The following is a 12,967-nucleotide window of genomic DNA, read 5'->3' as shown; positions in this document are numbered from 1 at the left end:
ATTCTTACCGGTTCATCCCTTCAATCCGGAACGGGAGACGCCCTCGATGATCCAGCGCTGCGCGACGAGGTAGATCCCGATCACCGGCAGGCTGGCGATCACCGCCCCGGCCATCAGCAGGTCGTAGCGGATGCTGTTGGCGCTCTGGAAGTTGCCCAGGCCCGCGGGCAGCGTCAGCGACTCCGGGCTGAGCAGCACGAAGATCGGCCACAGGAAGTCGTTCCAGTTGGTGAGGAAGGACAGCAGGAACAGCGTGGCCAGCGCGGGCCGGGCCAGCGGGAGCGCGATGACGGTGAAGATCTGCCACCGGTTGCAGCCGTCCAGCTCGGCGGCCTCCTCCAGCTCGCCGGGCAGGGTGAGGAAGAACTGCCGCAGGAAGAACACGCCGAACGCCCCGGCCGCCGCGGGGACGATCACCGCCGGCAGGCTGTCCACCCAGGCGAGTTCGTTGACGATCAGGAAGTTGGGGATCAGCAGCACCACCGGCGGGACGAACAGCGTCGCCACGACGGTCGCGAAGATCGTTTTCCGGCCGCGGAAGCGGAGCCTGGCCAGCGCGTACGCGGCCGGCGCGGCGGTCACCAGCACCAGGGCCGCGTGCCCGGTGGCCGCGGCCAGGCTGTTGAGGAACCACGTCATGATCGGGCTGTCGGCGCTGCCGAGCAGTTCCCGGTAGGCGTCCAGCGACACCGGGTCCGGGATCCAGTGCGGCTCGGTGGACCCGGCCGCCTCGCGGGTCTTGAACGAGGTGACGACCATGTAGACCAGCGGGCTCAGGTAGAGCGCCGCGATCACCGCCAGGACCAGGTGCAGCAGGGCACGCCGCAGCCGCCGGGTGTCGTGGGTCATCGCCGTGCGCTCCTGTCCCTGAAGGCGCCGAAGACCAGGCCGCTGGCCACCATGAGGAACGCCGCCAGGATGAAGCTCATCGCGGAGGCGGTGCCCATGTCGAACTGGCGCAGCCCGGTCTCGGCGATGAGGTAGATCGCCGTCTTCGTCTGGTCGGCGGGCGCCCCGCGGGTGATCAGATAGGACTGGCCGAACATGTTGGCCGAGGCCAGGATCGTGGCGTTGACCACGAACACCGTGACGGGCCGCAGCCCCGGCAGGGTCACCGAGCGGAACCGCTGCCAGGCGGAGGCGCCGTCGACCATCGCGGCCTCGCGCAGCTCGCGCGGGATGTCCTGGAGCCCGGCCAGGAAGATGACCGAGTTCAGGCCGAGCGTCCACCAGACCGTCACGCCCACCAGCGCCACCCAGGCGGGCGTCACGTCGTTGGTCCACTGCACGTCCAGGCCGAGGTAGTGGTTGACCAGGCCGATGTTGCCGTCCAGCAGGAACTGCCAGACGAACCCGACGACCGCCACGCCCAGCACGTACGGCGCGAAGTAGACGGCGCGGTAGACGTTGCGCCCGGCGAAGCGCCCGTTCATCAGCAGCGCGGTGAGCAGCGGCAGCACGATGAGCAGCGGCACCGACGCGAGCGTGAAGATCCCGGTGGCCCGCATGGCCGTCCAGAACCGCGAGCCGTCCACGCTGGAGGGGTCGAACAGCTCCAGGTAGTTCTCCAGCCCGACGAACGGCTTGTCGGGGAGGTTGATGTCCCACTCGTGCAGGCTCGTCCAGAACCCGAAGCCGATCGGCAGCAGCATGAAGACGGAGAACAGGGCGAGATAGGGGGCGAGGAAGGCGTACGGCGTCCACGGCCGCATCCTGGGCGTGACCCCGCCGGGGGCCGGCCGGTCGGGCCCGGGGGCGGCCGGCCGGCCCTTCTCCTCGGTGAGGAGGCTCACCTCTCGTACTTCCGCTTGTTGGCGGCGAGCAGCTTGTCGGCGGACGCCACGCCCTCCTTCAGCGCGTCGGCGGGGGAGGACTGCTTCAGCACGGCCTTGGCGATCGCGAGCTCCAGCGCCTTGGACTGCACGTCGCCGACACCGGGCAGCGGCGGCAGGAAGCGGAAGATGTTCACGTCGGCGGCCATCTTGATCTGCGGCAGGTCGGCGATCGCCGGGTCCTGGCGGGCGGAGTTGCGCGCGGGGATCATCCCGGCCTTGGCCCACTCGGTCGACTGGCGGCTGATGTGGTCGATGAAGAACTTGGCCGCCTGCACCTTGTTCGGGTCCTTGCCCGCCTGGGAGGTCATCACGAAGTTGTGCGAGGAGGCCCACGCCGCGGCCGTGCCGCCGATGGTGGGGATCGGGGACATGCCCCACTTCAGCGACCTGGCGTTGGTCTTCAGGTCGTTGATCTGCCAGATGCCGTCCCAGGTGAAGCTGACCTTGTCGTTCTTGAAGGCGGCGTACTGGCTGTCCTGGGCGACCTTGGCCGGGCTGAGGCCCTTGTCGATCTGCTCGACCATCCAGCCCAGCGCCTTGGCTCCCGCCTCGGAGCCCCACAGCGCGTTCGCGCCGTCCTCGCTGTAGAGCTCGCCGCCGAACTGCCACAGCAGGGTCATGAACATCAGGTGCGCCGGCCACTTGCTGGGCATCCAGAACGGGTTGGCGATCCCGGCCTGCCTGAGCCTGCCCAGCGCGTCCTCGTAGCCGGCCCTGTCGGCCGGGGCGTCGTCGAGGCCGATCTTCTCCAGGTGGGAGGCGTTCCAGTAGTCGGCCAGGCTGTGCACGTCCAGCGGGACGCTGTAGCGCTTGCCGTCGTAGATCCCGGCGTTCCACACCGCGGGGATGAAGTCGGCCTCGCTGAGCTTCAGCGCGCCGACCACGTCGTCCAGCGGGATCAGCGTCCGGCGGGTGGCGAAGGTGCCGATCCAGTCGTTGTGGATGACCGCCACGTCCGGGCCCTTGCCCGCGGTGATGGCCGTCGGCATGGCCGGGTAGAGGTCCTCCCAGCGCCGGGTGACGTTGCGGACCTCGATGCGGCCGGCGTACTCCTTGTTGAACGCCTCCAGCATGGTCCGCATGTGCGGGCCGTCGCCGCCGGTGAAGCCGTTCCAGTAGTCCAGCGTCACCTTGGGGCCCGAGTACTCCCCGCCGGCGAAGGTCGGCGCGGCCGAGGCCGGCGAGGCGGCGCCGGACCCGATCTTGGTGCCGCCTCCGCAGGCGGCCAGCGCGGCGGTCAGGCCGGCCGCGCCGGTCAGGCCCATGAACGAGCGGCGGGACAGGGGACTGGTCATGTTCCTACTCCTGGGGGGAAGGGGCGAAGCGGACGATGTTCCACGAGACGGGTGAGAGGTTCAGGACGGAGCGGCGGCCGTCCTGGCGCGGGCCCGCACCGGGCCGGGGGACGACGCGGTCGGGCGCCTCGGCGGTGTTGACCGCCGACAGGTCGTCGTCGGTGAGCTCCAGGTGCTCGACGGGCCGCATCCCCTCGGGCAGCGTGAGCTCCAGCGCGCACGGCGCGTTCCGGTCGCGGTTGACCACGAACAGCGTCAGCTCGCCGGTCGTCTCGTCGTGCGTGGCGGTCGCCCAGAGCGCGGGTGCCTCCCCGTACCTGGCGGTCGGGATCGTCGCGCACTCGGGCTCCACGCGCAGCACCTGGCCGCGGGCGTGCCGGGCGGTCAGCGCGAACGGGTGGAAGATGCTCTGCCGCCACGCCGGGCCGCCCGGCTCGGTCCTGATCGGGGCGATCACGTTGGCGAGCTGCGCCTGGCAGGCGACGCCGACCCGGTCGGCGTTGCGCAGCAGCGTGATGAGCAGGCTGCCGACCACCACCGCGTCGGTCACGTCGTAGGTGTCCTCGATCAGCCGCGGGCGCTCGCGCCACTCCAGCGACGACTCGCCCCCGAAGCGGCTCTGGTACCAGACGTTCCACTCGTCGAAGGAGAGCCTGATCCGCTTGGTGCTGCGCAGTTTCGCGCCCACGTGGTCGGCGGTGGCCGCGATCGAGCGGATCATGTGCTCCATGTCGGCGCCGCTGGCGAGGAAGGAGTCGACGTCGCCGTCGGAGGGGTCGTAGTAGGCGTGCAGCGAGATGTAGTCGACCATCTCGTACGTCGCCTCCAGCACCTCGGCCTCCCAGGAGCCAAACGTCGGCATGCCGCTGTTGGAGCTGCCGCAGGCCACCAGCGACAGGCCGCCGTCGAAGCGCAGCAGCGCCCGCGCGGTCTCGGCGGCGAGGCGGCCGTACTCGGCGGCGGTCTTGTGGCCCATCTGCCAGGGGCCGTCCAGCTCGTTGCCCAGGCACCACAGCCGCACGTCGTGCGGTTCGTCGACGCCGTGCGCGCGGCGCAGCTCCGACAGGCGCGTGCCGCCGGGGTAGTTGGCGTACTCGACCAGCTCCAGTGCCTCGGCGACCCCCCGGGTGCCGAGGTTGAGCGCCATCATCGGCTCGACCCCGGCCTTGGCGGCCCAGGCCATGAACTCGTTGAGCCCGAAGGCGTTGCCCTCCAGGCTGCGCCAGGCCATGTCCAGCCGCGCGGGCCGCTCCCCGACGGGGCCGACGCCGTCCTCCCAGCGGTAGTTGGAGACGAAGTTGCCCCCCGGGTAGCGGACCACCGTGACCCCGAGCTCGCGGGTCAGCTCCAGCACGTCGGTGCGCAGGCCGTCGGCGTCGGCCAGGGGGTGGCCGGGCTCGAAGACGCCGGTGTAGACGCAGCGGCCCATGTGCTCCACGAACGAGCCGAAGAGCCGGGGCTCCACCGGGGCGATCCGGAAGGCGGGGTCCAGGGTGAGACGGGCGGTGGACGCCACGGCACGACCTCTCTGTTGACGCGGCATTTCGTGGTAGGTGGTTTCTACAACGTTGTTTCAACGTTGTAAACAGGGGCTCCGGGAGTCGATACCGGGGCGTTACGATCGTCGGGACCGGATCCCGTACGGCCCCCCGGAGCGCCGGGCAGGGCGGTGAGGGCCGGGCGGGAACGGGGCGGGAATGGGGGAGCGAGTGGGAGCGAGCCTGCGCGACATCGCGCGCCTGGCGGGGGTGTCGGTGAAGACCGTCTCCAACGTCGTCAACGGGTACGCCCACGTCTCGCCCGCGACCCGGGCCAAGGTGGAGGAGGCGCTCTCCCGGCTGGACTACCGGCCCAACCTGTCGGCCAGGAACCTGCGCCAGGGCCGCACCGGCGTGATCGCCCTGGCGCTGCCCGAGCTCGACGCGCCCTACTTCGCCGAGCTGTCCAGGTTCGTCATCGACGCCGCGGCCGAGCTGAGGTGGCTGGTGGTCATCGAGCAGACCGACGGCAGCCTGGAGCGGGAGCGGCGCATCCTCGACGGGGTCCGCGACCACCGGGTGGACGGGGTCATCCTCAGCCCCATCGCGATCGGCGCCGACGAGCTCGCCGCGCGCACCGACGCGACCGCGCTCGTGCTGCTGGGCGAGCGCATCCACGACGGCCCCGCCGACCACGTGGCCATCGACAACGTACGGGCGGCGCGCGACGTCACCGAGCACCTGATCGGGCTCGGCCGTACCCGCGTCGCCGCGCTGGGCGCCGAGGACAACGCCGCCAGCGGCACCGCCCCGCTCCGCCTGGCCGGCTACCGGGAGGCCATGGCCGCCCACGGGCTGCCCGAGACGGTCGCCACGGTCGAGCGCTACCGCAGGGACCAGGGGGCGGCGGCGATGGCCGCGCTGCTGGAGCGCGCCGAACCGCCCGACGCGGTGTTCTGCTTCAACGACCTGCTGGCGCTGGGCGCCATGCGGACCCTGCTGTCGTCGGGACTGCGGGTGCCCGAGGACGTCGCGCTGGCCGGGCTCGACGACATCGAGGACGGCCGCTTCAGCACCCCGACCCTGACCACGGTCGCCCCCGACAAGGCCGAGCTGGCCAGGATCGCGGTCGACCTGCTCAGGCAGCGCGTCGAGGGCCCGGCCGACCACCCCCCGAAGGAGGTCGGCGCGGGCTACCGGCTCGTGGTCAGGGAGAGCACCCTGGGACGGTGACCGGCCCCGGCACCCCGGGGCTGCGGCCGGCCCCGTCAGACGTCGCGGCCCCTCATGCCCTCGTGCGCGGGGTCGACGCCCCAGGAGACGATCCTGCGGGGATGGATGCGGATGACCTCGCGGCTGAGGTGGGGGAAGGGCGGGTCGTGGTCCTCGATGGCCTCGGCCTCCCCGCGGATCTCCACCCCCCGCACCCGCCAGGGGTCGGTGGAGGCGAGCTCGTCCACCACGAACGCCACCCGGGGGTTCGTCCGGACGTTGCGGAACTTCCTGGTGGTCCCCATGGCGCGGCCGTAGATGTCGACGGCGCCGGTCTCGGGGTCGACGTGGAAACCGGTCGGGCTGTTCTGCAGGCCCCCGGCGGCGTCGGTGGTGGCCAGCCGGCCCAGGTGCTGCTCCTTGAGGAAGGCGAGTTCCGCCTCGGTGAAAATCATGTCCCCACTCTGTAACCTCAATGTTGATTGAGGTCAAGTTAGACTGCCGCATGCCCAACACTCCGGAGATGACCGTCGGACAGCTCTCCGCGCGCAGCGGGGTGGCCGTCTCCGCCCTGCACTTCTACGAGTCCAAGGGGCTCATCCACAGCCGCCGCACCGCCGGCAACCAGCGCCGCTTCTCCCGCGACACGCTGCGCAGGATCGCCTTCATCCGGGTCTCCCAGCGCGTCGGGATCCCGCTCAGGACGATCCAGGAGGCGCTCGCCGCCCTCCCCGACGGCCGCACCCCCACCCGGGACGACTGGGAGAGACTCTCCACGATGTGGCAGGGCGAGCTGGACGGCCGCATCAGGCAGCTCGAACGGCTCCGGCACGGGCTGACCGACTGCATCGCCTGCGGCTGCCTGTCGCTGGACCGCTGCACGCTGGCCAACCCCGGCGACGTGGCCGCCGCGCGCGGGCCGGGCTCGCGGCTGATGATCGCTCCCCGCGAGGCGTGCGAGCCCGCCTGCGCGGTGGAATGACCTCTCCACCAGGCGCCCGGCCCGCCGTCCCGGCCGGGTCCCGGGTGTCCCGCACCCGGTGCGCGGCTGCGAGTTTTTTAGTTGTCCATCCAAACTATTGACGGCCCGGGGTCCGGCGTGTGACCCTCTGGGCGTTCATGCACGCGCATCATGGGCGGTCGACGGTCAGGGTCCCGTCACCTGATCGTGCATGGCGGTTTGTCCGTTGCATTGCGAAGGGAAGCCGTACATGCGAAGAAGGCTGTTCAGCGTGCTCGCCGCCACGGCGGTGGCGTGCGCCTCGGCCGGCGTGGTCGCCGCGGGCGGGAGTGCGAGCGCCTCGGCGTCCGCGCCCGGCTCCGCGGGCGCCGCCCCGGCCGGATCCGCGGTCCGCTCCGCGGCCGCCGAGTCCTACGACTGGAAGAACGTCAGGATCGACGGCGGCGGGTTCGTGCCGGGGATCGTGTTCAACCAGAAGGAGAAGAACCTCGCCTACGCCCGCACCGACATCGGCGGCGCGTACCGCTGGGAGCAGTCGAGCAAGAGCTGGACCCCGCTGCTCGACTGGGTGGGCTGGGACAAGTGGGGCTACAACGGCGTGGTCAGCCTCGCCACCGACCCGGTCGAGACGAACCGCGTCTACGTCGCCGCCGGCATGTACACCAACAGCTGGGACCCCAACAACGGGGCCATCCTGCGCTCCGCCGACAAGGGCGCCACCTGGCAGGCCACCACGCTGCCGTTCAAGCTCGGCGGCAACATGCCCGGCCGCGGCATGGGCGAGCGGCTGGCCGTCGACCCCAACAGGAACAGCGTCGTCTACTTCGGCGCCCCCGAGGGCAACGGCCTGTGGCGCAGCACCGACAAGGGCGTGACCTGGGCCAAGGTCGCGAGTTTCCCCAACGCGGGCAACCACGCCGACAACCCCTCCGACCCCAACGGCTACACCAGCCACCGTCCGGGCGTGGTCTGGGTGACCTTCGACCCCAGCTCGGCGACCGCGGGCACCACCACGCAGAAGATCTACGTCGGCGTCGCCGACAAGCAGAACACGATCTACAGCTCCGCCGACGGCGGGACCACCTGGACGCGGGTGGCCGGGCAGCCCACCGGCTACATCGCCCACAAGGGCGTGCTCGACCACGTCAACCACACCCTCTACATCGCGACCAGCGACACCTCGGGCCCCTACGACGGCGCCAAGGGCGACGTGTGGAAGCTGAACACGACCACCGGCGCGTGGACCCAGATCAGCCCGGTCCCCTCCAGCTCGTCCGACGCGTACTACGGCTACAGCGGCCTCACGATCGACCGGCAGAACCCCGGCACGATCATGGTCGCCACCCAGATCTCCTGGTGGCCGGACGTGATCTTCTTCAGGTCCACCGACTCCGGCGCGACCTGGACCCGCATCTGGGACTTCACCTCCTACCCCAACCGCAGCTTCCGCTACACCATGGACGTCTCCTCCTCCCCGTGGCTGACCTTCGGGACCAACCCGCAGCCGCCCGAGGTGACGCCCAAGCTCGGCTGGATGACCGAGTCGCTGGAGATCGACCCGTTCGACGGCAACCGGATGATGTACGGCACCGGAGCCACGCTGTACGGCACCGAGGACCTCAAGAAGTGGGACACCGGCGGCCAGCTCACCATCAAGCCCATGGTCAAGGGGCTTGAGGAGACCGCCGTCCTCGACCTGATCAGCCCGCCGTCCGGGCCCCCGCTGGTCAGCGCGCTGGGCGACCTCGGCGGCTTCCGCCACAACAACCTCGACGCCGTCCCGGCGATGATGTTCACCTCCCCGATCTTCACCTCCACGACCAGCCTCGACTACGCCGAGACCAACCCGGCCGTCATGGTCCGCGCGGGCAACTTCACCGACGCCGACCGGCCGAACGACAGCCACGCCGCGTTCTCCACCGACGGCGGCGCCAACTGGTTCCAGGGCAGCGAGCCCGGCGGGATCAACGAGGGCGGCACGATCGCCGCCGCGGCCGACGGCTCCCGGTTCGTCTGGGCGCCCAAGGGCGTGGGCGTGCACTACTCGGTCGGCTACGGCAACACCTGGACCGCCTCCACCGGCCTGCCGACGGGCGCCGTGGTCGAGTCCGACCGGGTGAACCCGAGCACGTTCTACGGCTACAGCGCCGGGAAGTTCTACGTCAGCGTCAACGGCGGCGCCACGTTCACGGCCACCGCCGCGACCGGGCTGCCCGCCGAGGGCAACGTCAAGTTCAAGGCCGTACCCGGCCGCGAGGGCGACATCTGGCTGACCGGGCCCGCCAACGACACCGGCGCCGCCGCGGGCATCTGGCGCTCCACCAACGGCGGCGCGTCGTTCACCAAGCTGTCCGGCGTCACGAACGCGGTCAACATCGGCTTCGGCAAGGCCGCGCCAGGAAAGAGCTACCAGGCGCTCTACACGCTCGCCACCGTCGGCGGCGTCACCGGCGTGTTCCGCTCCGACGACACCGGCGCGAGCTGGGTCAGGATCAACGACGACCAGCACCAGTACGGCAACGCGGGAGAGGCCCTCACCGGAGACCCGCGGGTCTACGGCCGCGTCTACCTCGGCACCAACGGCCGCGGCATCCTGTACGCCGACAACGGCGGGACCGTCCCGCCCGACGACACCGTCGCCCCGACCAGGCCGGGTACTCCGGTGGCGTCGGCGATCACCTCTTCGGGGGCGGCGCTGGCGTGGACGGCGTCGACGGACGCGGTGGGTGTGACGGGGTACGACGTCTATCGTGAGGCGGGTGCCACGGATGTGAAGGTGGCGACGGCCTCGTCGGCGTCGCATGCGTTGACCGGGTTGAGCGCGGACACCTCGTACACGTTCTACGTCATCGCCCGCGACGCGGCCGGTAACAGCTCCACCGCCTCGGCTCCGGTCACGTTCAGGACCGCCGCGGGTCAGGGGGACACCGTCGCCCCGACCAGGCCGGGTACTCCGGTGGCGTCGGCGATCACCTCTTCGGGGGCGGCGCTGGCGTGGACGGCGTCGACGGACGCGGTGGGTGTGACGGGGTACGACGTCTATCGTGAGGCGGGTGCCACGGACGTGAAGGTGGCGACGGCCTCGTCGGCGTCGTACGCGCTGAGCGGGTTGAGCGCGGACACCTCGTACACGTTCTACGTCGTCGCCCGCGACGCGGCGGGCAACAGCTCCACCGCCTCGGCTCCGGTCACCTTCACGACCGCCGCCGGACAGGGCGGCGGGGGCTGCACCGCGACGTACAAGGTCGCCAACGTCTGGCCGGGCGGGTTCCAGGGCGAGGTGACGGTGAAGAACACCGGCACCTCGGCGATCACCGGCTGGACCGTCACGTGGTCGTTCCCGAACGGTCAGACGATCAGCCAGCTCTGGAGCGGCGTGCACACCCAGACCGGTGCCGCCGTCACGGTGAGGAACACGAACTGGAACGGTGCCCTGGGCGCCGGGGCGTCCACCGTGTTCGGCTTCGGCGCGAGCTGGAGCGGCACCAACGGCGTCCCCGCCGCCGTCACCTGCACCACCTCCTGACGAACGTCCCCGTTCGCGACGGCCGCTTTCGCGAGACCGCCCCGGTGGGGTGATCTCGCGGGAGCGGCCAGGGAGAGACGACCCGCCGGTGCGGCCGGTCGCCGAGGCCGGGGGGTCCTGGCGGCCCGTCACCGGCCTCCCGGCCCGTCGTGAGAACCACGACGGGCCGGGAGCCCGTACGGCCCCGGCCGCGCCCCGAACGGGCCCGGCCGGGGCCGTTCGGGTTCCGGCCGGGGGTGTTCCGTCTCCGGCGGGGGAGCGATCCGGTTCCGGCGCGGGGAAGCGTCCTGGTTCCGGCGCGGGCGGAGGCGTTCCGGTTCCGGGGGCGTTGCGGGCGCGGCGGCGGCCTTTTCGGTTCCGGTGCGCCTACGGGCCTCCCCTTGAGCCGGTGGCCTCCCCCTTGAGGGGGTAGGGGACTCCGTCTTCAGGATGAGATAAGCCGTCCGCTGAGGCCGGATCACCCGGCAGACCTTATTGTGGAAGAAACCGACAGTCCGGGGGAGAGCATGACGATCTCAGACGGGGTGCGTGGCCCTCGGGACGCGGCAGGGAACCCGCCGCACGACGATCACACCGGCACTCCGCGTCAGAACGAGGTCCGCGCGGGGGCGGGTGACCTCGGTGACGCCGACGGAATCGGTGACCTCGGTCCGGGGGGCCCCGGTCAGGGCGGTCCCGGTGGCGTCGGCGGAGCCGGTGAGCCCCAGGAGGCGAAGGTCCGGCGATCCGGTGTGCAGGGCAGGCTCGACGGCATCAGGTCCACCCGCACGGGCCACCTCACCCTGAAGATCGTCATCGGTGTCGTCGGCGCCGTGCTGGTCATCGGCGGACTGATCATGGTGCCCTTCCCGGGCCCCGGCTGGCTGGTCGTCTTCGCCGGGCTGGCCGTGCTGGCCACCGAGTTCCAATGGGCCCACCGGGTGCTGGAGTTCGGCAAGCGGACGCTGTCGGCCTGGACGGCCTGGCTGGGCCGCCGCGGCTGGACCGTCAAGATCCTGGTGGTCGTGGTCGCCGCGGTCACCGCCACCGCCATCGTCTACTTCGGGCTCAAGCTCAGCTTCGGGCTCGACCTGGTCGTCGAGGCGCAGAAGCTCCTCACCCGCTAGGACGTCCCGTTCGGATCATGCCGTGTCGCCTCCGAGAGGATGGCGGGCCGGGACCGTACGGCCCCGAGCCCGCGTCCGGGCTGATGAGAGTGCCTGCCATGAGTGATCGTCCCGGACCTCGGGCCGTGTCGCCGGAGCCGCTCGTCGCGGGCGGTGGCGACTGGCTGCGCGTCACCGCGGGCGAGTCGGGAGCCCGCGTCTTCCGCAGCGCCGACGCCACCCGGTACGCCAAGTGCGTACCCGCCGAGAACGCGGCCGGCCTGAGGGCCGAACGCGACCGGATCGCGTGGCTGCACGGCCGGTGCGTACCGGGGCCCCGGGTCCTCGACTGGCACTGCGGTGACGCGGGCGCCTGCCTGGTGACGAGTGCCGTCCCCGGCGTACCCGCCGACCAGGTGTCCGCGCAGGACCTGCGGGCCGCCTGGGAACACATCGCGGACGCGGTCCGCCGACTGCACGAGCTGCCCGTGCCGGAGTGCCCGTTCCGCCGGGACCTGGACTCCATGGTCGCCACGGCACGTGACGTCGTGGCCCGTGACGCGGTGAACCCGGAGTTCCTGCCCGCCGAGCAGCGGCACACGCCCCCCGCGGAACTGCTGGCCCGCCTCACCCGGCAGCTCCCCGGGCGACGGGATCAGGAGCTCGCCGACACGGTCGTCTGCCACGGAGATCCGTGCCTGCCCAACATCGTCCTCGACCCGCGGACCCTGCAGGTGTCGGGCTTCATCGACCTGGGCCGCCTCGGGGCGGCCGACCGTCACGCCGACCTGGCGCTGCTGCTCGCCAACGCGCGGGAGACCTGGGCGGACGAGGAAGAGGCGCGAAGCGCGGACACGGCGTTCGAGAGCGGGTACGGCGTCGCCCTCGACCACGACCGCCTGCGCTTCTACCTCCATCTGGACCCGCTCACCTGGGGTTGACCGGTTCGCCCGGATCGCGACCCCCGGTGACGGCGACGAGGCGTCTGACCGGGGATGACGCCGTTGATGCGGGAAGGACCCCACGGCCCCGGCGAGTTTTACCCACCGGGGCCCGTCTCGTTATCCTCCCCGGAGGTGACTCTTCGTAGTGTCTCCACGTCCGATCCGCAGGGACGGATCGGCAGAGACGAATAAGGAGAGTGACGTTCTATGCGCGCCCTGTCCTCGATGCTGGTCCTCGCGGCCGCCGGAGCCGTCATCCTGACCGGCACCCCCGCCCACGCCGACGACGTCAACCTGGCCGCGAGGGTCCAGCCCGGCGAGGAGGTCTTCCTCACGCCCGAGCTGGTCCCCGCGGCCCAGTACAACGGGAACGTCCTGATCAAGCTCGACAACAACGACGTCCCCGTCAAGATCAAGATCGGCAACTGCCGCGGCAGGTACATCGGCACGCTCCCGATCGCCGCCAACGACCACGCCGCGTACGTCGCCGCCAGCACCACCCCGCCCGCGCAGTGCATCCGCTACCGCGTGAAGAACATGGGCAACACCCCGGCCGCCATCACGGGCACAGGCTACTTCTAGGCTCTACCCATGGCGACGCTGACGCGTCGCGGTGAGGCCGCTTAGACCC

At 71.2% G+C, this 12,967-nt stretch carries 11 protein-coding genes; 6 read left to right on the top strand and 5 right to left on the bottom strand.

The features are described from left to right. Positions 1-12 precede the first annotated feature (12 nt). The 4 genes from ACLQ2R_RS11050 to ACLQ2R_RS11035 are packed head-to-tail and all read right to left on the bottom strand — an operon-like array spanning position 13 to position 4,646. On the bottom strand, positions 13-849 hold the full coding sequence (locus ACLQ2R_RS11050) for a carbohydrate ABC transporter permease (protein ID WP_425959301.1): 837 nt from the start codon (positions 847-849) through the stop codon (positions 13-15). Further along, positions 846-1,793 (bottom strand): carbohydrate ABC transporter permease, encoded by a 948-nt coding sequence (locus ACLQ2R_RS11045; RefSeq protein ID WP_425959300.1) that lies wholly within the window; start codon positions 1,791-1,793, stop codon positions 846-848. Before ACLQ2R_RS11045 ends, ACLQ2R_RS11050 begins: the two co-directional genes overlap by 4 nt. Next, positions 1,790-3,130, bottom strand: coding sequence for an ABC transporter substrate-binding protein (locus ACLQ2R_RS11040; RefSeq protein WP_425959299.1), 1,341 nt, complete (start codon positions 3,128-3,130; stop codon positions 1,790-1,792). The genes ACLQ2R_RS11045 and ACLQ2R_RS11040 overlap by 4 nt, the downstream gene beginning before the upstream one ends. 4 nt (positions 3,131-3,134) lie before the next feature. Next, positions 3,135-4,646, bottom strand: a complete 1,512-nt coding sequence (locus ACLQ2R_RS11035; RefSeq protein WP_425959298.1) for an alpha-N-arabinofuranosidase — start codon at positions 4,644-4,646, stop codon at positions 3,135-3,137. 181 nt (positions 4,647-4,827) lie between these two features. On the opposite strand from ACLQ2R_RS11035, the gene ACLQ2R_RS11030 reads away from it, so the two are divergent. Then, entirely contained in the window at positions 4,828-5,841 is a 1,014-nt protein-coding gene (locus ACLQ2R_RS11030; protein WP_425959297.1) for a LacI family DNA-binding transcriptional regulator, read from the top strand. A 35-nt stretch (positions 5,842-5,876) separates the two neighbouring features. On the opposite strand, the gene ACLQ2R_RS11025 is transcribed toward ACLQ2R_RS11030, so the two are convergent. Next, positions 5,877-6,275, bottom strand: coding sequence for a PPOX class F420-dependent oxidoreductase (locus ACLQ2R_RS11025; RefSeq protein ID WP_425959296.1), 399 nt, complete (start codon positions 6,273-6,275; stop codon positions 5,877-5,879). Positions 6,276-6,343: 68 nt separating this feature from the next. On the opposite strand from ACLQ2R_RS11025, the gene soxR reads away from it, so the two are divergent. The 5 genes from soxR to ACLQ2R_RS11000 all read left to right on the top strand — a co-directional run bounded on the left by soxR (position 6,344) and on the right by ACLQ2R_RS11000 (position 12,918). Beyond that, complete coding sequence (soxR, locus tag ACLQ2R_RS11020) at positions 6,344-6,802, top strand: redox-sensitive transcriptional activator SoxR (RefSeq protein ID WP_425959295.1); 459 nt, start codon at positions 6,344-6,346, stop codon at positions 6,800-6,802. A 229-nt stretch (positions 6,803-7,031) separates the two neighbouring features. After that, the gene (locus ACLQ2R_RS11015) at positions 7,032-10,307 is read left to right on the top strand and encodes a cellulose binding domain-containing protein (protein ID WP_425959294.1); all 3,276 of its coding nucleotides are present in this window, start codon (positions 7,032-7,034) and stop codon (positions 10,305-10,307) included. Positions 10,308-10,813: 506 nt separating this feature from the next. Continuing rightward, positions 10,814-11,413, top strand: coding sequence for a TIGR02611 family protein (locus tag ACLQ2R_RS11010; RefSeq protein ID WP_425959293.1), 600 nt, complete (start codon positions 10,814-10,816; stop codon positions 11,411-11,413). Between the two features lie 98 nt (positions 11,414-11,511). Then, positions 11,512-12,333, top strand: a complete 822-nt coding sequence (locus ACLQ2R_RS11005; protein ID WP_425959292.1) for an APH(3'') family aminoglycoside O-phosphotransferase — start codon at positions 11,512-11,514, stop codon at positions 12,331-12,333. 210 nt (positions 12,334-12,543) lie between these two features. Next, the gene (locus tag ACLQ2R_RS11000) at positions 12,544-12,918 is read left to right on the top strand and encodes a hypothetical protein (protein ID WP_386232153.1); all 375 of its coding nucleotides are present in this window, start codon (positions 12,544-12,546) and stop codon (positions 12,916-12,918) included. Positions 12,919-12,967 lie beyond the last annotated feature (49 nt).

Source organism: Streptosporangium sp. DT93 (assembly GCF_049844535.1).
GTDB lineage: Bacteria > Actinomycetota > Actinomycetes > Streptosporangiales > Streptosporangiaceae > Streptosporangium.
This window is presented reverse-complemented; position numbering and strand designations above follow the sequence as displayed.